Annotated in this window: 27 protein-coding genes and 2 pseudogenes; 11 read left to right on the top strand and 18 right to left on the bottom strand. The window is 36.8% G+C overall.

Translation table 11 applies throughout. The annotated features are described in order from the left end of the window. Positions 1 to 58 precede the first annotated feature (58 nt). Complete coding sequence (locus MHB62_RS09445) at positions 59 to 247, bottom strand: hypothetical protein (protein WP_003231626.1); 189 nt, start codon at positions 245 to 247, stop codon at positions 59 to 61. A 306-nt stretch (positions 248 to 553) separates the two neighbouring features. Between MHB62_RS09445 and MHB62_RS09440 the strand changes: the two genes are divergently transcribed. Then, positions 554 to 988 carry an SRPBCC domain-containing protein gene (locus MHB62_RS09440; protein ID WP_003231627.1) on the top strand — a complete coding sequence of 145 codons (435 nt, stop codon included), beginning with the start codon at positions 554 to 556 and terminating at the stop codon, positions 986 to 988. 64 nt (positions 989 to 1,052) lie between these two features. On the opposite strand, the gene MHB62_RS09435 is transcribed toward MHB62_RS09440, so the two are convergent. Both MHB62_RS09435 and MHB62_RS09430 read right to left on the bottom strand, forming a co-directional pair. Beyond that, positions 1,053 to 1,451: a hypothetical protein gene (locus MHB62_RS09435; RefSeq protein ID WP_009967329.1), complete on the bottom strand. Its 399-nt coding sequence runs from the start codon at positions 1,449 to 1,451 to the stop codon at positions 1,053 to 1,055. Between the two features lie 34 nt (positions 1,452 to 1,485). Next, a complete protein-coding gene (locus MHB62_RS09430; protein WP_003231629.1) occupies positions 1,486 to 1,623 on the bottom strand; it encodes a hypothetical protein in 138 nt (45 codons plus the stop codon). Positions 1,624 to 1,701: 78 nt separating this feature from the next. On the opposite strand from MHB62_RS09430, the gene tatAC reads away from it, so the two are divergent. The 5 genes from tatAC (at position 1,702) to MHB62_RS09405 (ending at position 4,079) form a co-directional block, all read left to right on the top strand. Then, positions 1,702 to 1,890 carry a twin-arginine translocase TatAC gene (gene tatAC / locus MHB62_RS09425; RefSeq protein WP_003231634.1) on the top strand — a complete coding sequence of 63 codons (189 nt, stop codon included), beginning with the start codon at positions 1,702 to 1,704 and terminating at the stop codon, positions 1,888 to 1,890. A 174-nt stretch (positions 1,891 to 2,064) separates the two neighbouring features. After that, positions 2,065 to 2,265 carry a spore coat protein CotC gene (locus MHB62_RS09420; RefSeq protein ID WP_003231636.1) on the top strand — a complete coding sequence of 67 codons (201 nt, stop codon included), beginning with the start codon at positions 2,065 to 2,067 and terminating at the stop codon, positions 2,263 to 2,265. Positions 2,266 to 2,510: 245 nt separating this feature from the next. Continuing rightward, the gene (locus tag MHB62_RS09415) at positions 2,511 to 2,867 is read left to right on the top strand and encodes a YoqO family protein (protein ID WP_003245181.1); all 357 of its coding nucleotides are present in this window, start codon (positions 2,511 to 2,513) and stop codon (positions 2,865 to 2,867) included. Between the two features lie 159 nt (positions 2,868 to 3,026). Beyond that, positions 3,027 to 3,749 (top strand): YrpD family protein, encoded by a 723-nt coding sequence (locus MHB62_RS09410; protein ID WP_023592782.1) that lies wholly within the window; start codon positions 3,027 to 3,029, stop codon positions 3,747 to 3,749. 42 nt (positions 3,750 to 3,791) lie between these two features. Beyond that, a complete protein-coding gene (locus MHB62_RS09405; protein ID WP_119123060.1) occupies positions 3,792 to 4,079 on the top strand; it encodes a hypothetical protein in 288 nt (95 codons plus the stop codon). Positions 4,080 to 4,201: 122 nt separating this feature from the next. Here the strand turns inward: MHB62_RS09405 and MHB62_RS09400 are convergent, their stop codons facing one another. Both MHB62_RS09400 and MHB62_RS09395 read right to left on the bottom strand, forming a co-directional pair. After that, on the bottom strand, positions 4,202 to 5,041 hold the full coding sequence (locus MHB62_RS09400; RefSeq protein WP_003231641.1) for a thymidylate synthase: 840 nt from the start codon (positions 5,039 to 5,041) through the stop codon (positions 4,202 to 4,204). A 274-nt stretch (positions 5,042 to 5,315) separates the two neighbouring features. Further along, on the bottom strand, positions 5,316 to 5,480 hold the full coding sequence (locus MHB62_RS09395; protein ID WP_003231643.1) for a hypothetical protein: 165 nt from the start codon (positions 5,478 to 5,480) through the stop codon (positions 5,316 to 5,318). Between the two features lie 401 nt (positions 5,481 to 5,881). On the opposite strand from MHB62_RS09395, the gene cotU reads away from it, so the two are divergent. Continuing rightward, the gene (cotU, locus tag MHB62_RS09390) at positions 5,882 to 6,142 is read left to right on the top strand and encodes a spore coat protein CotU (protein ID WP_003231648.1); all 261 of its coding nucleotides are present in this window, start codon (positions 5,882 to 5,884) and stop codon (positions 6,140 to 6,142) included. A gap of 601 nt (positions 6,143 to 6,743) precedes the next feature. Here cotU and dutA read toward each other — a convergent pair. Together dutA and MHB62_RS09380 are read right to left on the bottom strand one after the other, a co-directional pair. Then, positions 6,744 to 7,172, bottom strand: a complete 429-nt coding sequence (dutA, locus tag MHB62_RS09385; RefSeq protein WP_003231650.1) for a dUTP diphosphatase DutA — start codon at positions 7,170 to 7,172, stop codon at positions 6,744 to 6,746. Positions 7,173 to 7,207: 35 nt separating this feature from the next. Further along, positions 7,208 to 7,669 carry a DUF2691 family protein gene (locus MHB62_RS09380; protein WP_003231652.1) on the bottom strand — a complete coding sequence of 154 codons (462 nt, stop codon included), beginning with the start codon at positions 7,667 to 7,669 and terminating at the stop codon, positions 7,208 to 7,210. A 462-nt stretch (positions 7,670 to 8,131) separates the two neighbouring features. Here MHB62_RS09380 and alr point away from each other — a divergent pair, with 462 nt between their 5' ends. After that, positions 8,132 to 9,316: an alanine racemase gene (gene alr, locus MHB62_RS09375; RefSeq protein ID WP_003231653.1), complete on the top strand. Its 1,185-nt coding sequence runs from the start codon at positions 8,132 to 8,134 to the stop codon at positions 9,314 to 9,316. A gap of 101 nt (positions 9,317 to 9,417) precedes the next feature. Here the strand turns inward: alr and MHB62_RS09370 are convergent, their stop codons facing one another. Next, the gene (locus tag MHB62_RS09370) at positions 9,418 to 10,833 is read right to left on the bottom strand and encodes a sugar porter family MFS transporter (protein WP_003231656.1); all 1,416 of its coding nucleotides are present in this window, start codon (positions 10,831 to 10,833) and stop codon (positions 9,418 to 9,420) included. A 412-nt stretch (positions 10,834 to 11,245) separates the two neighbouring features. Here MHB62_RS09370 and yncB point away from each other — a divergent pair, with 412 nt between their 5' ends. Continuing rightward, on the top strand, positions 11,246 to 11,881 hold the full coding sequence (gene yncB / locus MHB62_RS09365; protein ID WP_003231658.1) for an endonuclease YncB: 636 nt from the start codon (positions 11,246 to 11,248) through the stop codon (positions 11,879 to 11,881). 213 nt (positions 11,882 to 12,094) lie between these two features. Here yncB and MHB62_RS09360 read toward each other — a convergent pair. From MHB62_RS09360 to xylA, 3 genes and pseudogenes are all read right to left on the bottom strand, one after another. Next, positions 12,095 to 12,260, bottom strand: a pseudogene (locus MHB62_RS09360) (glycoside hydrolase family 11 protein); the annotation flags it as partial. 104 nt (positions 12,261 to 12,364) lie between these two features. Then, positions 12,365 to 13,864, bottom strand: a complete 1,500-nt coding sequence (xylB, locus tag MHB62_RS09355) for a xylulokinase (protein WP_032721900.1) — start codon at positions 13,862 to 13,864, stop codon at positions 12,365 to 12,367. A 150-nt stretch (positions 13,865 to 14,014) separates the two neighbouring features. Further along, a complete protein-coding gene (gene xylA / locus MHB62_RS09350; protein ID WP_015383743.1) occupies positions 14,015 to 15,352 on the bottom strand; it encodes a xylose isomerase in 1,338 nt (445 codons plus the stop codon). A 248-nt stretch (positions 15,353 to 15,600) separates the two neighbouring features. Here xylA and MHB62_RS09345 point away from each other — a divergent pair, with 248 nt between their 5' ends. Continuing rightward, the gene (locus tag MHB62_RS09345) at positions 15,601 to 16,755 is read left to right on the top strand and encodes a xylose repressor (protein ID WP_032721896.1); all 1,155 of its coding nucleotides are present in this window, start codon (positions 15,601 to 15,603) and stop codon (positions 16,753 to 16,755) included. Positions 16,756 to 16,891: 136 nt separating this feature from the next. On the opposite strand, the gene xynB is transcribed toward MHB62_RS09345, so the two are convergent. The 7 genes from xynB to MHB62_RS09310 all read right to left on the bottom strand — a co-directional run bounded on the left by xynB (position 16,892) and on the right by MHB62_RS09310 (position 23,029). Beyond that, complete coding sequence (xynB, locus tag MHB62_RS09340) at positions 16,892 to 18,493, bottom strand: xylan 1,4-beta-xylosidase (RefSeq protein WP_032721894.1); 1,602 nt, start codon at positions 18,491 to 18,493, stop codon at positions 16,892 to 16,894. A 30-nt stretch (positions 18,494 to 18,523) separates the two neighbouring features. Further along, on the bottom strand, positions 18,524 to 19,915 hold the full coding sequence (locus MHB62_RS09335; protein ID WP_032721891.1) for an MFS transporter: 1,392 nt from the start codon (positions 19,913 to 19,915) through the stop codon (positions 18,524 to 18,526). A gap of 824 nt (positions 19,916 to 20,739) precedes the next feature. Next, the gene (locus MHB62_RS09330) at positions 20,740 to 21,210 is read right to left on the bottom strand and encodes a hypothetical protein (protein ID WP_003245403.1); all 471 of its coding nucleotides are present in this window, start codon (positions 21,208 to 21,210) and stop codon (positions 20,740 to 20,742) included. 139 nt (positions 21,211 to 21,349) lie between these two features. Beyond that, a complete protein-coding gene (locus MHB62_RS09325) occupies positions 21,350 to 21,514 on the bottom strand; it encodes a hypothetical protein (protein WP_003245467.1) in 165 nt (54 codons plus the stop codon). A gap of 112 nt (positions 21,515 to 21,626) precedes the next feature. Further along, complete coding sequence (locus MHB62_RS09320; RefSeq protein ID WP_003245005.1) at positions 21,627 to 21,902, bottom strand: hypothetical protein; 276 nt, start codon at positions 21,900 to 21,902, stop codon at positions 21,627 to 21,629. 43 nt (positions 21,903 to 21,945) lie between these two features. After that, positions 21,946 to 22,299 (bottom strand): hypothetical protein, encoded by a 354-nt coding sequence (locus tag MHB62_RS09315; RefSeq protein WP_003245740.1) that lies wholly within the window; start codon positions 22,297 to 22,299, stop codon positions 21,946 to 21,948. Positions 22,300 to 22,387: 88 nt separating this feature from the next. Then, the gene (locus MHB62_RS09310) at positions 22,388 to 23,029 is read right to left on the bottom strand and encodes a DUF3885 domain-containing protein (protein ID WP_003245299.1); all 642 of its coding nucleotides are present in this window, start codon (positions 23,027 to 23,029) and stop codon (positions 22,388 to 22,390) included. Between the two features lie 153 nt (positions 23,030 to 23,182). Here MHB62_RS09310 and MHB62_RS09305 point away from each other — a divergent pair. After that, positions 23,183 to 23,413, top strand: a pseudogene (locus tag MHB62_RS09305) (SOS response-associated peptidase family protein); the annotation flags it as partial. Between the last annotated feature and the right edge of the window lie 51 nt (positions 23,414 to 23,464).

The raw sequence follows: 23,464 nt of genomic DNA, 5'->3' as shown, positions 1-23,464 counted from the left end.
TCAACCTGACCATTTTGCATAATTAACACAAAATGAGCCTTTTAGCAGTCTGGGAAAACTAAAATTCCAGCTTGAAGCTTTCTGCCTGATCTGAAACTTCCACAGGAATCCCCATTATCGTTTTCGGTTTGGAAACGTAAACAAAGCGCATTTCTTCCTCTAATTGCTGAAACGCTTTTTCACTAACTAAAATTCTGGCCGGCTTCCCTGGACTATTATCAATGGCTGCTTTGATTTTTCCAAGCATAAAAAACCTCCTGTTTTAGAAAATGGCTCATTTACTATTAAAACAAAAATCGCAAAATAAATTGGCTGAACAGGAATCCCAGTTCAAACATAACAGTTGCGGCTGCAAACAAGAATGAACGAAATGACAACATACACCTCTCTCTCTTTTTCGCGCATGCAGAATTCTCCCATTCACAGATCAGACTGGCGACTGACACGCTGTTCAACAGCAGCTCTAGCATAAATAATGCACGCTATGGACATGATCTTATTAGTTATTATATGATTGAATTGAAAAAACATCATATGTCAAGAGGTAAACGAAATGGCTCAAAACAACGAAAATGCATTACCGGATATTACAAAAAGCATTACTCTGGAGGCTCCCATTCAGAAAGTCTGGGAGACAGTCTCTACTTCAGAAGGCATTGCCAAGTGGTTTATGCCCAATGACTTTCAGCTCAAAGAAGGACAAGAATTTCACTTACAATCGCCGTTTGGGCCGTCCCCTTGTAAAGTTTTGGCTGTTCAAGCTCCAACTGAACTTTCTTTTGAATGGGATACAGAAGGATGGGTCGTTACCTTTCAATTAGAAGACTTGGGGGAAAAGACAGGGTTTACCCTTATTCACAGCGGCTGGAAAGAGCCGAATGAAGTGATCGGCAAAGCAAACGAGAAAAGCTCCGTCGTTCGCGGTAAGATGGATGGCGGCTGGACTGGCATTGTAAATGAACGGCTTCGTAAGGCTGTCGAAGAATAAAAAAGAGAGAGGTATCTCTCTTTTTTGTTTTTTTCCAAGGGTTATACTTCACAATTTGAGTCCATCAATCATAAAACGTAACAGTTTTAGATTTACCAGAGTAATCGGTAACAAAGAACTCGGCCTTGTTATTGCTCCCATCTACAAATTTTCCAATACTGCCAAAGGTGTGGCATTCTCCGGGTGAAAAATAGTTTGCCCCTACATAATCATCAGGATTGTCACCGGGATCATCCTCATATAAGTGCAGTGAAACAGAAAAAGGAGTGCTTCCTGAAAGGCACACTCTAAAATCTCCTCCGGTCGAGTATACCGTCGGACTTGAGTAAGTATATGTGTAAGTCCCCAACTTATCCCACTCTCCAGCCCCCGCAGTTCCGGCTTTTTCTGCTTGTGCCGTTAATGGAAAAACCGCAGCCAACCCTAAAACAGACAAAAATCCAACTACCTTAGTGAATCTCATCAGCTACACCACTCCTCTATGTCAATGATAGCCGCTACGTTTGTATCATTTCCGGCAGAGCTACATAATTGATCCAGCCTGCCTCCTGCTTCTTAGGCAGGTGGCATTGGACATTATATTCAGCAGCAGCCGTTTTATGAATCCGTCTTTGTGCTGGTTTTAAAATGTTCAAAATAAATGCATTCCCATTTGTACTGCTATCTCTTATAATTTGTTTAAAAGGTTGTACTTCAATCAGGGGGAAAAGGATATGGAATTAAGCTTCACAAAAATACTCGTTATTTTGTTTGTGGGTTTTTTAGTATTTGGGCCTGATAAACTGCCGGCGCTTGGCCGTGCAGCAGGAAAAGCCTTATCAGAATTTAAACAAGCAACAAGCGGACTGACTCAGGATATCAGAAAAAATGACTCAGAAAACAAAGAAGACAAACAAATGTAGGATAAATCGTTTGGGCCGATGAAAAATCGGCTCTTTATTTTGATTTGTTTTTGTGTCATCTGTCTTTTTCTATCATTTGGACAGCCCTTTTTTCCTTCTATGATTTTAACTGTCCAAGCCGCAAAATCTACTCGCCGTATAATAAAGCGTAGTAAAAATAAAGGAGGAGTATATATGGGTTATTACAAAAAATACAAAGAAGAGTATTATACGGTCAAAAAAACGTATTATAAGAAGTATTACGAATATGATAAAAAAGATTATGACTGTGATTACGACAAAAAATATGATGACTATGATAAAAAATATTATGATCACGATAAAAAAGACTATGATTATGTTGTAGAGTATAAAAAGCATAAAAAACACTACTAAACGCCATTAACATCTCCTCGTTTTTACTTTCCCCCGGCTATTGCCGGGTCTTTTTTGTTTGTGCACTATATGTATATTTCTGAAGCTTCCCTTTCTATGAAAACCTTGGTGACTGAATCTGAAAAAGAATAGTGAATATTTAGTACATAGTTTAGTTAGTTCATAAGTGAGCGCATTCAATTTATTGCAGTTACAAAGAAACTTTTATAAACTCTTTGAGGATCCTACATAAAAGGAGAGGTTTTTTGTATAGAAACATCGTATTTTATCTCATTTTACTTTGTCTATTTATATCAGTTGTCATGAAAAGCTTTGAGGTGATTAGAACAATAGCCAATGTTATCTGCTTTATTTTCGTATTGCTGTATTTTAAAGATGAAATGAAAACATACTCACGTAAAGCGTTAGCAATCCTAAGTATTTGTTTTCTTTTCTTAGTCGGTATCTGTGCTTTTATCATTTTACAAGGACAGACATTGATGAAACGTCACCTCTTTTTTACAGGCTTGGAAACGATAGCGGGCATTCTTTTAATAATCGTTTCTTTAAGCATTTGTACTTTTATTTTGAGGAAAATTTCAAATCGGTTAAAACGAATGTGATCTCATTCTTTCCTCTGATAAAGGTATATAGCTTTCAGATTGGCGAAGCGTTTCGACCTTACATCATTCAAAATGAAATATTTTGTCGATTTATATACGTAAATCCAGTTCCAAAATAAGGTATAATAAATGGCGAAACCACTATCAAAAGGGGGAATTTTGGTGAAAAAAGTATTGATTGCAGGTGCAGTAGGAACAGCAGTTCTTTTCGGAACCCTTTCATCAGGTATACCAGGTTTACCCGCGGCAGACGCTCAAGTCGCAAAAGCAGCATCCGAGCTGCCTAACGGAATCGGCGGCCGTGTCTACCTGAACAGTACGGGCGCCGTTTTTACAGCTAAAATCGTGCTTCCTGAAACTGTCAAAAACAACGACTCGGTCTCTACTCCCTATATTTATTCTGGCTTTAGGGCAACAAGCGGAACTGAAGCCGATATCGGGCTTCAGTACAGCAAACAATACAACGTCTGGAAGCCCCTCATGAAGGTTGGGTCCAAAAATGAAGAAACGTACATCGAAGGAAAAGACAAATTCACATACAATAAAGGCTTCCGCCCTGGAAGCACAGTCCAAATGACAATCTATAAAAATTTAAGCGGCAATACGCGCATGACCCTTTGGGGAACGAACAATGACGGCTACACCGGACGGATTATCACAGAAATTCAAGGAACCAACATCGGCACGATTTCAAAATGGAAAACACTTGCTACCGCGGCTGTTTCGTATGAAAGCCAGCGTGATGCGATCAAAGCAACCTTTTCGACCTCTTTTAACAACATCACTATCGACAATAAAGCCGTCACTCCTGTGGTAGATACACAGGATTTCGCAAAGGTTTCAGTTGCAGGAAATAACGTTACGATCTCTGTTAATAAATAAACGAAGCAGCAAAAAGCCGCCAGCATTGTCTGGCGGTTTTCCTTGGAGCATACTGGTCATAGTTCGTTTCTTCAGCTCTTTTGTTTAAACCTAACTTTAATAAGGGTGGAAATTGGTATGAAATATGAAAAAACAAGTCTTTTTGGAATGATTTTAGTTATTGTAGCACTTCTAATATCTATATATTTTATGTGTAATACAAATGCGTTGATACCTGCTGGATATGATCTAGCTATTCATGGAATTGTAATATCTAGAACTGTAATGATTGCTTTTACTTTGTATTTAGTTTCAAAGTTAGGATATTTTCTTCTGAATAAAAAAGATTAACTGTAGAGTTAATCTTTTTTATGTATTATACGTGTTTGTCCTTCAATTTTTATTCATCTTCCAGATTGCTTAATGAAATTAGGATACCTGCTATCTATTCACTGCACAATAAAAAGGCAGCATTAAACCGCTACCTCAAATAAAAGCTTGTCCCCATGTTTATAGTTGATTAACTTGAAATCATCAATGGTAAAGTTATAAAAATCTTTCACTTCAGGATTGATCCATAGTTCAGGTGCTTCAAACTGTTCTCTTTCCATTTGGATTTTCAAATTGTCTATATGACGTGTGTACACATGGCAATCCCCAATGTTAAAGATATATTCACCAAGCTCATAACCAGTCACTTGAGCAATCATGCGCTGCAACACATTATACTGGAATACATTGAATGGATTTCCCAATGCCATATCATTGCTCCGTGCTCTTACCTCGAGGTGGAGCTTACCTTGCTTAACGTACCATTGTGTCTCGTATACACATGGCGTTAAGGCCATTGCGTCTAATTCATCAGGATTCCACAGCATTGTAATGTGTCTGCGTGAAGATGGATTGTTCTTCAATTGATGAAGAAGATAGTCTACCTGATCCACTTTTTCTCCATTTAGACTTCTGTTTTTCTTCCCCAACTGAAATCCATATGCATGTCCGATGGTGCCGTCTTCTTGTTTCCATTGATCCCAAATATGTACGCTCATCTTGTTTAAATCATTAACATCATTAGATTTCAGCTGCCAAATCCAGAGCAACTCTTTAATGGCTGTTTTCCAGGCAACCTTTTTTGTCGTTAAAATCGGAACCTCTGAGTTGTCGAATCTCATTTGCTTACTGATTACACTTAGAGTATGTGCCGGTGTTCCATCTGAGTCCCACTTGGTTCTTACATCAAACTCTTCGTCTGAGATTCCATTATTGATAATATCCTTTATAATTGAATTGTATTGTTTATCGAATTGCGTCATGACTATTCATACCCTTCTTTCATTTTCAGTTGCTAAGCATAATTTATTACGAATGCAATATTATCGCAAATACTAAGCACTTGCAGATAAAGTGAGGATCTTATTCCACTCACTGTGTGTTTAAAGAGGAGTTAATCCCCCCTCTTTTACACCTGTATTTCTCCATAACATAGTCTGTCACATAGCTCATAGTTACCGCCAGTTTGGTACATACACCGTTGATAACATTGTTGAGGATTATAAGAAATGGCTTGATATTGCGGCACATAAAAATTCAAATAGTCAGGTGTTTGTGTATACCAAATTGGAAATTGTCTAAACACATTAAATCCTCCAATAGCTTTTTCTGATTTAATGCATTGTATTTTACCTCAATATCAATTGTCATTTGTCCATGTGCAATTGGGCTTTCTTTAAAATAAATTCTCTCTAATTTCATTCATTTGATCATTAACAACTTTTTTATGATATTTGGCAGCGTTTCATTCCTTATATGATCTGTTTCTAACCGATTTTGCTGCTTTTTGACGTCTAACTTTAAATCCTTCAGAAGCAGTGTGAAAAATCACATTATAGAGCTCTTGAATCTTAACCATAACGTTCAAATATTCTTCAAGGAGAAAGTCCCTTTTTACGTATACTAATCTTCTCTATACACTTTACTATTATTTTACAGTGATTGAGTGCTCTCTCTCGCTCTTATTTTCATAAACAGCTATCCGTTTTGTTTTTCAGAAAGTGTTTTAAACAGCCTCTTTTTACTATTCTTATTTCATTTGACCATACCATATCATTTAAACTTCATAAATTAAATTCGAATAACATAAAGGAGGAATTTAATTGGGTTATTATAAAAAATATAAAGAAGAGTATTACACTTGGAAAAAAACATATTACAAAAAGTATTACGACAATGATAAGAAGCATTATGATTGCGACAAGTATTATGATCATGATAAAAAACATTATGATTACGACAAAAAGTATGATGACCATGATAAAAAATATTACGATGATCACGATTATCATTACGAAAAAAAGTATTATGATGACGATGATCATTATTATGATTTTGTCGAATCATATAAAAAACATCACTAAATCTCTTAAACGTCTATTTATTCCCTGGCGACATACCGGGGGCTTTTTTATGATATTTATCGACGAACTCAGATTTTTTTGTGCTCATGGCTGCTGTAAAATTCAATTATTAATGAACACAAGTCATTTAACTTGGCTTATTATTAGTGGCATTACTAGTTTTTAGTTGCCTTCCCCTATTTATAAAAATTTAGATAAAAGTATTTCTTTATAGAGATGCTTGTTTCATCGACAACTCAATCCTAAAGTGGTAAAATCAATAAAAATGTAAAAACTGTAAATATAATAAAAGGAGCATCTATATGTATATAAGTATTATAATTTTAGCATCCATGCTTTTATGGGGGGCAGTTATCCACGAGCTAAGTAAACCTTCAAAAAAGCAAAGCACCAGAAAAATTGTTTCTTTGACATCTTTAGGTTCTTTATCGACTTTAGTTATTACTATTTCACTTTTTCAAAACTTCCCTTTTTAAAATTTGTTTTTAATTAAATCCTTCGTATTAAAATATTCATTTTATACATAATATTTATATGTACCTTGGCTGAAACCTCCATTGATCAATCACACAGCATGAAGACAGCCAAGGATTTATTTTGTTTACTTCGTACCTGTTGAACCGAGTCCTCCTCTATCCTCGTTTCCCAAATGCTCGACTTCAACCAATTCAACCGCCGGCATTTTCTTCATGATTCTAAACTGGCAGATACGATCACCCTTCTTAATTTCAGTATCACGCAATGCATAAGCAGGAAAGAACCAGAAATCGTTGTCTCCCTTATATGACTCATCGATAACACCCATTGAATTTGTTTGAATAACGCCAAAGTTCTTGTATGTACTTGAACGAGGGACGACATGTGCTTCGTAACCTTCAGGCAGCTCCATTGCAACACCTAATGGGACAAGCTTAAATTCATCTTTTTTGATTGTTACATCTTCAGCTGCCCGAAGATCAATCCAGTCTCCCTGCTCAATTTTGCTGATTCTTGTTTGTGTTTCATCTAGATACTTGATTTTAATTTGCATTGTTATGTACTAGCTCCTTTAATTTTTATTGACTATCATACAGTAAGGCTTGTTCTTGTGTCATTTTCATCAGTTATAAATTGAACGTCTTCAAAATCATTCTGTAAAGCATTGAAGTACAGTTTTTCAATGATTTTTTTGTTTTTACAGTAAATCGAAACGTAGCTATTATCTGCTATCAAAAGGACAAGTTCGCAATCACTGTCAGCAAACTCTTCATATATATTGACTTGATTAACCATTTTTCCATATGGAAATGCTTTCAGTTCAACGAAAATGGTATAGTACTGATTCGTTTTTAATTGTTGCTCAAAAACTGCCCCTTCAACAATTGCATAGTCATGAAAAAGCTCCTCATCATCGAGCTCTCCTTCTACAACAAAATAAGATTCCCCACTCGTTTGCCACCTATAATTAGCTATTTCTACCGGCTGCAGTATTCTCCATAGAAAATTTCCATATTCATTCGGTATTTGAAAACTAACTCCCCTATTCATGTATACCCCTTACTTAAACGATTTTTGTGAATACGAGTTTAATTATATACTCTGATGTTAGGTTTATGGAACAAGGAATCGACTGCCTTTTCAACCGATTATCTTTTACAGAATTTCCTCAGCCCTTCTCATTTAAAAGGTTCTTCCAATGTTCATAACAACGGTAAGTATTTCCTGATTAGATTTCTCGTTATCATCTACCCTTAGAAAAAAATGTCCCAAAACAAATAATCATTTTTGTAATCCTCGGTCGCCGTACCCATTAACACCCCACTTACAAGCCTCATGTATCCCGTACTTGCTATTATTCGAACATTGATAGGCACCTTCTCGTATCACATGGATTTGCTGTTGAATGATTTCAAATAAAGTTGAATAAAATAAGATCGAATCATCCAACAATTAACATTTACTTGCGGCAATAGGTGGTATTTATAATCCATAAGAAGGAAGGAAGCGTTGATGATAAAGCTTTGCCGAGAAGTTTGGATCGAAGTCAATCTTGATGCCGTTAAAAAGAATTTGCGAGCGATCCGCCGTCATATTCCACATAAGAGCAAAATTATGGCTGTCGTAAAAGCGAACGGTTATGGTCACGGGTCTATAGAAGTGGCACGCCATGCACTGGAACACGGGGCGAGTGAGCTCGCTGTTGCCAGTGTGGAGGAAGGAATCGTTTTACGAAAAGCTGGGATTACAGCACCTATCCTTGTGCTTGGTTTTACATCCCTTAGTTGTGTAAAGAAGTCAGCAGCTTGGAATATAACATTATCAGCATTCCAGGTTGATTGGATGAAAGAAGCAAGCGAGATATTGGAAAAAGAAGCGAGTGCTAACCGGCTGGCCATTCATATTAACGTGGATACCGGCATGGGACGATTAGGTGTACGCACAAAGGAAGAACTTTTAGAAGTAGTGAAAGCCTTAAAGGCAAGTAAATTCCTCAGATGGACAGGGATTTTCACACATTTTTCGACAGCTGATGAACCGGACACAACACTCACAAAGCTGCAGTACGAAAAATTCATCAGTTTTCTCAGCTTTTTAAAAAAACAGGGGATTGAGCTGCCCACCGTGCATATGTGCAACACGGCTGCAGCTATCGCATTTCCGGAATTTAGCGCTGATATGATCCGTTTAGGTATCGGCTTATATGGTTTATATCCTTCAGCCTATATTAAACAACTAAATCTCGTTAAGCTTGAACCTGCGTTAAGTTTAAAGGCACGCATCGCTTATGTGAAAACCATGCGGACAGAACCCCGAACCGTTAGCTATGGTGCTACATACGTCGCAGAACCTAATGAAGTAATTGCTACACTCCCGATCGGCTATGCTGACGGCTATTCTCGTGCCCTTTCCAATCGCGGATTTGTTCTTCATCGCGGAAAACGAGTGCCAGTGGCGGGAAGAGTAACAATGGATATGATCATGGTCAGTTTAGGAGAAAACGGTGAAGGTAAACAAGGAGACGAAGTCGTGATTTACGGTAAGCAAAAAGGAGCCGAGATTTCCGTTGATGAAGTGGCTGAAATGCTCAATACGATTAACTATGAAGTCGTGTCTACATTAAGCCGCCGCATCCCTCGTTTTTATATAAGAGATGGCGAGATTTTTAAAGTATCAACTCCAGTATTATACGTGTAGAACATCTTAAAATGCTGAATCAAAATCCCTCTACCAGAGGGATTTTGATTTTTCTGAAACTAAAAAAATTCCTCCTATAAGAAGAGAGATTTTCAACATATTTATACCTCAATAACTGATTGTTCAGGAGTATTATGATCGTGTTGAGAACGAAAATGCTCTTCTAATTCTTCAAGTGTACGCCCTTTTGTTTCCGGCATGAATTTGTATACAAAACCGATTGCCAATACACCTAAAGCCACAAATATAAAGAATGTAAAAGACAAACCTACAGAGCTAAGCAAGATCGGGAAAGCAAAACCGATCACAAAGTTTAATATCCAAAGGAAAAAAACACTTATCCCAGAACCAAGTCCTCTTAACCTTTGAGGGAATATTTCCGCTATGACAAGCCAAGTCACAGGTCCTACACACCCTTGCATAAAGGCAAGAAATAAAACGGTCAAAGAAAGCACTACATAAGGAAGTGCCATAGATCCATCAAGCACAATTGAGAAAATCGCAATCAATAGGAGCGCTGTAGTCGTCCCCGCCAAACCAATCAATAATATTGGACGCCGTCTCACTTTTCCGACCAGCCAAATCCCAAATATAACTGCAATAACTGATATCAGCCCATTTCCAATATTAGCGATTAAAGCCGCTTTTGTACCAAAACCAGATTCTTTAAGGATTTGTGTGCCATAATACATAATCGAGTTCACACCTGTAATTTGATTCACTATGGCAACACCGACTCCAATCCATAAAAGACGGCGCAGCCATGGTGTAGAAAAGTCCTTGAGTGATGCCTTTTCTAGTGCTGTATCTTTTTCTACCGCTTCTTGAATTTCTCTACATTCAGCTACTGCACGTTTATCTTCTCGAATTTGTTTAAGAACTCGCAACGCCTCACTGTTTTTGCCTTTGGAGATTAGCCATCGGGGGCTTTCTGGTACCTTAAGCATACTGGCAAATAACATGATAGCCGGTACAGCACAAATGACTAGCATGTATCTCCAAACATGTCCCGTATTTGCCATTGTTACACCGAGGATCGCATTAAAAACATATGCTAAAAATTGCCCGCCAACAATCATTAGTTCATTTTGGGTTACTATACGCCCTCTCTTTTCATGCGGTGCCATTTCTGCTAAAAAGGCCGGCACCATCGCCGAGGCTCCTCCAACAGCCAGCCCCAGTAAAAAACGAAAGGCCGCCATGATGAAAACATTAGGTGCTAACGCTGTTCCCAGTGATGCCAGGAAAAATAAAAAGGAAAGATTAAGGATCATTTTACGGCGGCCATATCGATCAGCCAATCTTCCGCATAACAACGCTCCAAACGCGGCACCTAATAATAGAATACTCGTAACAAGCCCTTCTGTAACCGGTGTTAAATCAAGCTGATCTGGCCTTGCCATAAAAGGTAAAGCTCCATTTATAACTCCGGTGTCATATCCAAAGAGAAGCCCTCCAAAAGTTGCTGAAATCATTATTAATTTCAACCTTCGATTTCGATGTTCATTCATATCCATTTCCCCTGCCTTTATTAAGAATACTTAATAAGCTCTTTCAGTGTGGATATTGAGTCAAAACTAAAGTCATCTCTATCTTAGATTTTCGCCTCTGGATTAGTAATCGTTTACATTTTTAGACAGTAGAATAAACCTAAGCTATTAGTTGTTATGTTGTAGTAATATTTTTGTCACATTATTGTCATTTCTCATATTATCATAATTCCAAAAGCATTTTCAATCAATATTATTTTCAGAATTATTTATTTCCGCTATGTGATGGTGATGTTTTGATCATCTTATTAGGATGTTAACTATTGGCAATTTGAGTGTTATAAGTTCCCTTGAAGTTTTCCATTCACAAAAAATGTCCATATCGTTATAATGATGATGTTTAATCGCGAAAAGAGAAAATGATAAAGAGGGAATCAATATGAAGAAGATTTTGATCAGTATGATCGCAATCGTTTTAAGTATTACTTTGGCAGCTTGCGGATCACATCACGCAGCCAAAAACCATTCAGATTCTAATGGGACGGAGCAAGTCTCTCAAGATACTCAATCTAATGAATATAATCAGACAGAACAAAAGGCTGGCATGCCTCATTCAAAAAATCAGAAGAAATTGATCGATGTTACATTAGATAGAGCAATAGATGGAGATACGATTAAGGTTATTTACAACGGAAAGAAAGACACAGTTCGCTACTTGCTCGTTGATACACCTGAGACGAAGAAACCAAATTCTTGTGTTCAACCATATGGTGAGGATGCGTCGAAACGAAATAAAGAATTGGTCAACAGCGGTAAGCTACAGCTGGAATTTGATAAAGGCGATCGCAGAGATAAGTATGGAAGACTGTTAGCATACGTTTATGTTGACGGCAAATCTGTTCAAGAGACATTATTGAAAGAGGGATTGGCCAGAGTAGCATATGTATATGAGCCTAACACAAAATACATAGACCAATTCAGACTAGATGAGCAAGAAGCAAAATCAGATAAACTGTCAATTTGGAGTAAGAGCGGTTATGTGACAAACAGAGGATTTAATGGCTGTGTGAAATAGAAAAACACTGTTCGTTAAAAAAAGCAGCAAACCTAGCAGAATGCAGTTTCCAAAGAATGAGAAAGAGATGATGGCGTGTCTAGTTTCCATTCTGCTTATCAAGCTAAAATCATCAACTAGCCTGTAAAATTTCCGCTGTATAGTAACAATAAAAAACACCCCTTCACGTCAATGTGAGGGGGTTATTTGTGTGTAAACATCCTTCCTATTTCATCATAAATCAAGAGATCCCTCTACCGTCGTTAGCGCGGTTTCATACATCTTACCCATTGGCATTCCTAAGCTTTCCCACTTCTTGAAGTGTTCGCTGACAGAATACGGTTCCGCTCGTTCGTTTTGTCTGCTGGACACTCCAATACTGTTTAAAGGTTGCCATACCTTATTCTCACCATCTTTTCAAAAGAAGGCAGCCATGTCATCAAAGGCCTTTAATGATGATTGATCATTAATTGTTCTTCGGTTGATCTCCAGACAATAACATCATTAGTTTTTTCGAAAGCTCTTCAAAGCTGTATTGAGATCCTTTGTGTGAGTGTAAATGTTCTTATATAAATCAAATAGTGTTTTATATTTTTGTACATTTTGTGCCTTTGGATAAAATGCAGCAGCCTCACGAATGAACTGCTCTGCACATTCTTCAAGGGATTCAAACCAACCGCTTCCAAAGGCAGCCAGCATTGCAGCCCCCATAGCTGGCCCTTGTTCATTTTCTAACTTAATTACCCTCGCATTGAAAATATCAGCTTGCATTTGCAGCCACGTATCATTTTTAGCTCCCCCACCAATAGAAACAACAGTATGAACTGATTTTCCCGCTTCGCGGAATAGCTCAATTGATTCATGTAAAGAGAATGTGATACCTTCCATTATTGCCCTCAAAAAGTGCTTTCTATTATGGGCTCCATCCATTCCGATCAAGCTTCCCCGAATAGAAGAATCAGCATGCGGCGTTCTTTCACCAACCAAATAAGGAGTGTATAGCAGTCCATTGGCTCCTATCGGAATAGCTTCCACCCCCTGCAATAATTGCTCAAACGATTCGTTTGGTGCAAACGTTCTTTTAAACCAGTCCAAGCTGTATCCTGCAGCGAGCGTGACGCCCATCGTATAAAAAGAATTCTTTTTTCCATGATTAAAAAAGTGGACTTTCCCTTTAAAGTCTCTTTCTTTTTCTTCTTCGTAGGAAAGTATGACCCCTGAGGTCCCAATACTGCATAAAGTTTTTCCGGAAGAAAGGATACCTGCTCCAATAGCGCCGCAAGCATTATCTGCTCCCCCAGCGTACACTTTTGTTTTTTCTAATAGCCCGGTCTTGGCGGCAACGTGCGGAAGCAGCGATCCTACACAATCATGAGATTCAACAAGCGGAGGACAAATATCTGCAGAAATACCAATTTGATTGCAAATATCATTGCTCCACTCCTTGCGAGTAATATGTAAAAGTAAAGTTCCTGCTGCATCGGAGTATTCGGTGTGAATGGCACCGGTCATACGGAATCGCACGTAGTCTTTCGGAAGCAAAAACACAGCAGTTTTTTTAAAAAGTTCAGGTTCATGTTCCTTTACCCATAACATTTTAGGTAATGTAAACCCTTCTAAAACACGGTTTTTTGTGATGTCAAGAAGATGATCGCCAAATTTCTCGGTCATCCTTATACATTGAGGCGTTGTTCTGGTATCATTCCAAAGAATTGCATTACGTAACACCTGACGATCTTGGTCAAGCAGTACTAATCCATGCATTTGTCCCGAATAGCTTATCCCGTCAATATCCTTGGCTTGAACATTGGATATAGAAACCAATTCAGCCAATGCTTCAATTGTTTGCTGCACCCAGTCTTCAGGATTTTGCTCACTATATCCCGCCTTCTCTTGGATGAGCGGATACCTTTTGGACGTTTCTGCACAAACCTTGCCGTTTTGGTTAACTAAAATGGTTTTAACAGCACTCGTTCCAAGATCTATTCCAATGACATACTTCATTTTTTCACTCCTTGCCCTTTTAAAAAACCATTCACTCTAAATAAATCCTAATTATAGAAGTTACCCGTCATAACAACAAGCAATAGGAAAGGAATCATGACGGGTAATTCAGTGACTTGGTATTGATAGCAGGATCTGGAGCTTATCCTGTTATACTTCTAAAATGTATTGGTTCAATATCGCTTTTAATTTCTCCTGTCTTCCAGATTCGTTTTTAATTGATTTATGATTTAGCGCATATTGCTCAAGTGTGTGGAAATTAGCTCTTCCTTCTATAATTTCAAGACCAATCCCTTCAGTAAAACTGCGGTAACGATGTTGAATCACATCTTCAAACACACGATCTTCGATTAATTTGTGGGCAACTTTCAATCCTCTTGCAAATGCATCCATCCCTGCAATATGGGCATATATTAGATCATCAGGCTCAAAAGAAGATCTTCTGACCTTCGCGTCAAAGTTTAATCCGCCGCTTCCTAGGCCGCCATTTTGCAGGATTTCGTACATTGCTAATGTCGTAGAATATAAATCCGTCGGAAATTCATCCGTATCCCAGCCTAAAAGAGGATGACCCTGGTTTGCGTCAACAGAGCCAAGCAGACCATGTACTCTTGCCATGCGCAATTCATGTTCGAATGTATGCCCAGCTAATGTGGCATGATTGGCTTCAAGATTTAATTTAAAATGATTGTCTAAGCCATATTGTTTCAAAAAGGCAATGGTTGTTGCTGCATCTGTATCGTATTGATGGGTGGTCGGCTCTTTTGGTTTTGGCTCAATCAAAAACTGCCCTGTGTACCCGATTTCCTTCGCATAATCCACTGCCATATGCATAAATCTAGCCAAATTATCAAGCTCAAATTTTAAATCGGTATTTAACAATGTTTCATATCCTTCACGGCCGCCCCAAAATACATAGTTCTCAGCGCCAAGCTCTTTTGCTGTTTCTAACCCTTTTTTCACTTGTGCTGCAGCATACGCAAACACATCTGCATTGCAAGAAGTCGCGGCACCATGGACGAAACGGGGATTCGTAAACATGTTTGCGGTATTCCATAATAGCTTAACGCCGCTATTTCTCATGTAATCTTTAATCATGCCCACGATCATATCTAAATTTTGGTTTGTCTCTTTTAGCGTACTGCCTTCTGGTGCAATATCCCGGTCATGAAAAGCAAAGAATGGTGCATCTAGTTTTTCAAACATCTCAAATGCTGCTTCTACTCTCATCTTCGCTAGATCCATGCCTTTATAGTGATCCCATGGTCTTTGCATCGTAGCTGCTCCAAAAACGTCTGTACCATCAGCAGTAAATGTATGCCAATAGGCAATAGAAAATCGCAAATGCTCTTTCATCGTTTTTCCGCCGATTACTTCTTGAGGATTATAATATTTAAATGCTAAAGGATTAGTCGAATCTTTCCCTTCGTAAACCACTTTGTTTGCGCTTCCAAAATAGTTAATTGAACTGGAATGAGATTGAGCCATGTGATTTCCCCCTTAAAAATAAATTCAAAACCTGATCATTCAAATACAAATGCATTTTATTTCATATTGTAAGTTACCTATTAGTTTGTTGTTTAAACAAACTAACTTATTTTCATCTTATATAACCTCATCAGTATTTTCAATATTTTTTTTAGTTTTTTATGAACACATTAGATATAATAAAGGGAAGATTCGCTATGTACTATGTTTATACTTAATTTAAAGATTAAACAAATGGAGTGGATGAAGTGGATATCGCTGATCAAACCTTTGTCAAAAAAGTAAATCAAAAGTTATTATTAAAAGAAATCCTTAAAAATTCACCTATTTCAAGAGCAAAATTATCTGAAATGACTGGATTAAATAAATCAACTGTTTCATCACAGGTAAACACGTTAATGAAAGAAAATCTGGTATTTGAAATAGGTCAAGGACAATCAAGTGGCGGAAGAAGACCTGTCATGCTTGTTTTTAATAAAAAGGCAGGATACTCCGTAGGAATAGATGTTGGTGTGGATTATATCAATGGCATTTTAACAGACCTTGAAGGATCGATCGTTCTTGATCAATACCGTCATTTGGAATCCAATTCTCCAGAAATAACGAAAGACATTTTAATTGATATGATTCATCACTTTATAACGCATATGCCCCAATCTCCGTACGGGCTTATTGGTATAGGTATTTGCGTGCCTGGACTCATTGATAAAGATCAAAAAATTGTTTTCACTCCGAACTCCAACTGGAGAGATATTGACTTAAAATCTTCGATACAAGAGAAGTACAATGTGCCTGTTTTTATTGAAAATGAGGCAAATGCTGGCGCATATGGAGAGAAAGTATTTGGAGCTGCAAAAAATCACGATAACATTATTTACGTAAGTATCAGCACAGGGATAGGGATCGGTGTTATTATCAACAATCATTTATATAGAGGAGTAAGCGGCTTCTCTGGAGAAATGGGACATATGACAATAGACTTTAATGGTCCTAAATGCAGTTGCGGAAACCGAGGCTGCTGGGAATTGTATGCTTCAGAGAAGGCTTTATTAAAATCTCTTCAGACTAAAGCGAAAAAACTGTCCTATCAAGATATCATAGACCTCGCCCATCTGAATGATATCGGAACCTTAAACGCATTACAGAATTTTGGATTCTATTTAGGAATAGGTCTTACCAATATTTTGAATACTTTCAACCCACAGGCCGTAATTTTAAGAAATAGCATAATTGAATCGCATCCTATGGTTTTAAATTCAATGAGAAGTGAAGTATCGTCAAGGGTTTATTCCCAATTAGGCAATAGCTATGAATTATTGCCATCTTCCTTAGGACAGAATGCGCCGGCATTAGGAATGTCCTCCATTGTGATTGATCATTTTCTGGACATGGTTACAATGTAATTTTTATGGAATGTACAGCTCATCTTTAAAGATGAGCTTTTTTATTCTAGGGGTATTTCTGAAGCAATAGTGACATAGGCACCTTCTCATATGAAAAAGGAGTTCTAAAATAGAAATCTCCTTTTTCATGTGCAAATTATTTTTCTTTATAACGAAAATATCTAAAGTCGGCCGGAATATGATTACCACTGGTATCTTGGCATTGCATCCCTACAAAGGCCCCTGTGAAGAATCCTCCCCCACGGATGTAATCATCTGATAATTTTTTCGATTCCAGTGCTATGTCAATTTTGTGCCAATCTTCTTTGTTAAAAGAATAGAAATAATAATATTTGTCTTTTTCAATATTTACTCTTAAATATACATACTTTACTTCACGAGGAATAACAATTTTATTATTTAATGGCTGTGAAAAAGAAAAGTTGTCACATATTGTTAATTCAAGAATGCGGCCAAGTTCTTCATCATGCGTGACTTGAAGAGCCGTCCAGTTCTCTGTATTGTAGTAATTCACCAATCCAGCGGCTTGTTGAAAATTTTCCGGATAAAACTCAACAGCAGTTTCGGCTTCAAAATGGAGACTTTGCCAGCGTCTGGCTACAAATGCCTGAGTAAATGTCGAGGTCAATGATTCATGACCGAATAATCGTAAATGATTTGGCGCTTGAGTCAATGAACCTAATTCATTCGTGAATGGAATCCTTAAAGTTTGAAAATTTATATTTAATGTTGAATCCTCAAATTCATCAACTTCCGGGTACGTTGCTTCAAATATTGTTTCGGGTATAGAAGGTGCATCTACCTCCAAGCTTCCTTCTTTTCCACCTACTACATAGGGCCATTCATCTTTCCAGTAAAGTTTTTGAATAGCTGATTCTCTGCCCAAAGGACAGTATCCTCTCTGCTGAAAAATTGAATCATCGTCAGGATGAATAGGACGTCCCGTTAAATGAGCTAAATACCACTCATCTGTATGTGTTTGAACAATGGATGCATGACCACATTTTTGCAATGGATTTCCTGGGTCATGCCATGACGTTAAGATTGGATTATCGGGATGAACTTCATATGGCCCCTCAATATTTGCAGAACGGGCAATTGTAGCAGCATGTTCGTACCGTGTTCCTCCTTCTGCAGTTAATAAATAATAATAGTTCCCGATATGATAAAGGTGCGGAGCTTCTGTCAGTTTTCTATCCGTTCCTTCAAATATAACTTTTGGTTTACCGATTAATTTTTGCTCTTTATCAGAATATTCCTGTATAACAATTCCTCCAAATGAGTGCCGATCAATACGGTGATCCCATAACATATTTAATAAATACTTTTTTCCATCCGTATCATGGAACAAAGAAGCATCAAATCCCGAGCTATTTAATGTAATCGGCTCACTCCAATCACCATTAATCGTTTCACAAGTAACTAAATAATTGTGACAATCTTTCCATGCGCCATCTACTACCTTAACATCCGTATAGATCAGCCAAAACTTCCCATCACTATAGCTTAAACATGGTGCCCAAACCCCACCTGAATTTGGATTTCCTTTCATGTCTAATTGTGAAACTCTCTGTAATGGATGTGCAACTAAGTGCCAATTTACTAAATCTTTTGAGTGGTGTATCTGGACTCCCGGGAACCACTCAAATGTAGATACCGCGATATAATAATCCTCTCCTGCCCTACAAATACTTGGATCGGGATTGAATCCTTTAAGTACGGGATTGATAATTTTCATATGGAATTCCTCCTCAGTTTATTTTCTTTTTTAAGCCTTGAAATCGTCAATATGATCCAAATAAACTTTGTCTCTATTCTCTAATTCTCGAACCATGTTTTTATATTTTTTCTCATCTAAGTTATAGAAATTAATATCAATTAAAGCTAGAACCAGCAAGAACACGGGAATAATGGTTGTTGTAATTAAAATCCCCGTTAATGCCGCCGGGGTTTGTGCCTGATTTGCCACATATCCAAACTTATCAAGAACCAGACCCGGAACAACTCCTCCTAAGGCCATACCAAACTTAAAGAAAAATCCGATTATAGCGTAAATGAGCCCACCCATTCTTTTTCCAGTCCTGTACTCTCCATATTCTATTGTTTCAGGAATAAGCGCCCACATATATCCCCCGGCAGTGAGACTTCCAGCAGCAGCGATTAATCGACAGAAAAGTATGAGGTAAACATTACTTGGCGGAACAAACAGTAAAGCTAAAAGGCCGATAATATTCAGTAATAATGCATAGTTTAGTAATTTCTTTTTCCCCAAAAATTGATGAAGCCTTGGAATAAACGGTAAAATGACCAAAGCGGGCAAACTTCCTATCAAACCGTACCACTTCACCAAATCCTCTCTTTCTACGTTATACGTTACGTAATAAATGCCAACCGAATTACTGATGGAATTCACTCCAAAAATAATAATAAAGAAAATACTTAATACAACAAGTGGACGATTAACACGAAACTGCTCAAATATATCCGTAAATTTAATTTTTTCTTCGGATTTTTGAAGAGTGACCCGCTCTTTTGTGCTTTTAAAACAAAAGATTAAAAGGCACCCGCCTATCATTCCCAAAATACCCATGGTTAGTTGCCAGCCAAGAGACTCGTTGCCGGAAGTATCGCTTAAATAAGCAGCCAGTAAGGGAACAAAAAATGCAACGACAAGTCCCCCAAGATTCGCAAATAACATGCGAACAGAAGTTATACTAACAACTTCTTGATTATTTCTAGTCATTGCAGAAGTTAACGCGCCATATGGAACGTTTATCGTTGTGTATGTAAGCGACAAGCCAACATAGGTTATATAGGCATATATTAATTTCCCCATATCCGTAAAGTCTGGTGTTGTAAAACAGAGTATTGCCAGTATGACAAATGGAAAAGCTCCGAATAAAAGATACGGTCTAAAGCGTCCAAATCTGCTGTTCGTTCTGTCAACTATTGTTCCGATAAAAGGATCGGCGAGAGCGTCGATTATTCTAACCACTAAAAACATAGTACCGGCTGCTGCTGCCGATAAACCAAAAACATCTGTATAGAAGAACAAAAGATACGTAGACACTGTTGCATAAATTAAATTACAAGCAAAATCTCCAGACGCATATCCAACTTTTTCAACCATGCTAATCTTCTTTACATTTTCACTGAGCATGATTTCTCCCCTTTTCGATCCTTTAATATGGAACAGTGTGAAACGGTATAACAATTTCTCGAATTTACGGTCAGTAAACTTTTATAAAAGCGCTTTCAAAATAGTGCGAAAAAATATGGTGATCAGCAAGCAAAAAATTCATCTTTTCTCGTCATACCTTATATACCTGGAAAAGGATAAAAGCCTCATTCTTTCGTTTCTTATATTGTTTAGCTCCATTAAATCGATCCTCTTATCCCCCTTCCATCCATATTAGTAAGATCTTATCTTGTGGATAATGAAAGTTCATTTCATTAGTTTGTTGATCAAACAAACTAACTTGACTTAATATTATAAAATCCTTTCGACTTTTTCAACATCTTTTTCAGAAAGTTTAAACAGAATGAATTAAATATTGATTTTTGACTGTTTTGTTATATTCAGTGTCTCAGTCCAAAACAGATTCTTGTGTAAACACATGACAAAGATGATCTATGCGAAATAAAGAATTGGTTAGTGGTAAGTTGCATTTAAGAGTTTGATAAAGGTGATCACAGGATGTATGGAGACTGTTAGCCTAGATTTATGCTGATGGCAAGCCCGGTCATGAATTGAAAGAACGGAATGGCCAGAATAGTTTATGTTATAAGTCCAACCCTACATACATATATCAATACAGGAAAGATAAATAAGAAGCAAAAATAGAGAAGCTTTCAACCGGAGTAGAAATGGCTATTTGACTGTCTGAGGATTAATGGCTGTGTTAAACACTATGATTTTTCCTTCAAACTTATTTTAATCTTAAAAATTTTAATTGAGACTGGAAACAAAAGGGAATACAGAAATTAATTCCGTATTAATTTATTCAATATGTTAATTTTACTTTGGTCTTTATGATTCTTCTTCCTTCTTCTATAACCATCTAATAAAGACTTTTTATAAATCTTGAGGTAATCATCAATCGTTAGCAAATGATATTTCGCTCCGCCATCTTCAAAAATCTCTAGGTTATTATAGTCTACATCTGCAAATGGTTTTAAATCCTCAATGTAAGAAATGCCTATTTTTGTATTAGTTTTCTTAAATTCATGCTCATGTAAATCAACCATTTTGTATCCATGCAGTTCCATCACTTTTTTTAGTTTTTCCCACTTTTCCTCTAAAAAAATTAAAGGAATAAGGAGATCAATATCTTCTGGGGAAAAGTCTAACCCAGTTACCTTTTCAAGACCTAAAGATCCATATAATAATGGAATTATGTCTAACTCTTTATTAAACGTTTTAGCTATATTGATAAATTCATTATACAACTTCATTTTACATCCCCATTATTTGGTGATTAATTATTAAGATTCAACTGGCTCTTGAATTTTCATAAGTCCTTCAATACTTTCATGCGGTATATATCTCAAAGGGTTATTTTTTCAAACATCCTGAAAGTCATCTGTACAATATCTAAAAAGCCTTGAAAACTGAATTAAAGAAAAACATCAAAATGATAATGGCTAGCACAACAACAATTTCAAAAGTATGTGAACTGCCATCTTCTTTTTCTCGTTCTTTCTTCTCCCTCATTTGTTCCCTATATTTTCTTTGTATTTCATCCTTTTTCCTATCCACCTTACTCGACCCCTTTCAACATAAAGTAAAGCCAAGCAATTCTGAAGTTTTTTTATTCCTTCTTTTGACAAGCTCGAAAATACCAATGTATAAGCGTAATGCCTAATGGATTTTAAACTCCAAATAACAAAGCCCCTCCGATAAACCAGAAAAAAGGAAATGGAAACATAATTGCATTTAAGACAATCCCATATACAGCACACCGTTTATTTGTCTTTATTGAAACGAACGCTAAAATGATTCCTATAGGAGAAAGTAATAATGGAAAAAACACCGGCATTCCTTGCCATGGAATTGACATAAATCCTGTAAAAAAATTAATAATTAAGATGGCTGAGATAATTGGAATAGTGATTGAAAAAACAGCTGCAGCTTTTTTAACATTCATATTGAAAGCAAGTCTCCGTTCTCTTTAAAAATAGTAGTTTTATTTAGTTTTGAGAAAGTTTGTCAAAATCTCTTTCTTTCATTTCAGGCAGAGTGATATCAATCCCTAACATTTTTATTAATTCTTGTACATAGCTTTTTATTGCAAGCATATTAAATGGGAAATCGAAATCAAGTTCCTCTTTAACGCTTAGAATATCCATTGCATACGAACAGTTATGCTCCATACCCAAAAGATCATCATTAAAGCTTAATACATCTTTATACGATTGATCAGATAACTCAAAGTGAGTAACTAAATAAACACTAATATGGTTTCCACCTTGAGAATCAAAATCCACTAATCTTTCATCAAGTACTAATAAAAATGCAGATCTCTCATCATCACATAATACCATCTTAGTTTCAATAACCGTTTACATCTTGTATGTAAGGCCCTCATAATCTAATTCTGCCTTTCCTGATAAATCGTTTTTAAAAAAAGTATTACATGCACTTATACTCTTCTACCCAGTCGTGATATTTTTCATAAAGTGGACGTATTCGTTTGAAATCATGAGCTATGACTTCGCATCCGCGGTCATCATAGATAAAGAAAATAATGTCTTTTGTAATGTTCACAAAGAAAACATCAGGGTAATCAATAGAGTAACCTCCGAATTTCGGTTTTTGTGGAAAATCCTCATTACTGGCTGCTTTAAGTAATTCAGTTACACGTAAGTCTCGAGGTTTGCATAACAGGGAAAATTGTTGCATCTCGTATTCTTCAGCTTTATTGATTTCGAAAGGATAGGGATATGTCTTCACCATAATTTGATTCAAATGATTTTTACATTTTAGAAACGGTTGATACACCTTTAATTTTCTTATACATTTCTCTTTCTTTTTGTGCTTATACATATTCGTCACAAGGAATATGTCATCATTTTGTTCAAATAATTCATTAAAAATGATTGAGGTTTGTTCATATACAATCCGAAACATCTTTAAATTCAATTCTTCATTTGCTTTGAGTTGATAGATATTTTCCCCAAGACAAAAATGGATTCCTGTGCCCCATTGATTATAGATGCTAGGAATTAATTCGAGGTTTTGAAACCTTTCCTCAATATACCCTATTAAATTCATTCACACATTCTCACTTTCGGTTAATCAGATGATTTTATGTAGATCTAAAAAAATTGTAATTCCTTCCTGTGATTGTAACTTTAGTATACCATTTTCACTCTGAGCGATCGATAGGAATACGGTCTTTTTGGAACCCCCTAAAAGATAATGAACATCTGTGGCAGGTTCACTTTATTCTCTGAGTTCAATGACATGTTAAGCAATTCAACATAGATCAATTTTTACCAGAAGGGAATAATCAACCACTATATAAAGATATTCCTTCACAAAAAATCCTGACAATCATCAACAACGGATCAAACAATCGTCTGGCAAACTTAAATAGGGTCTTATTCCCCCGTGGGCAAAAGTGAAAAGATCAGTTATAAAATGATTAACGCTCGAATGGTATGGCTGCGTATCAGGTATCATCCTTAGTGAACTCACCTAAAAACA

Origin of the sequence: Bacillus sp. FSL K6-0255, from assembly GCF_045040725.1 — a bacterium.
GTDB classification, from domain to species: Bacteria; Bacillota; Bacilli; order Bacillales; family Bacillaceae; genus Bacillus; species Bacillus subtilis.
Note: the sequence above shows the minus strand (reverse complement) of the source record. Positions and strands in the feature narration are given on the sequence as shown.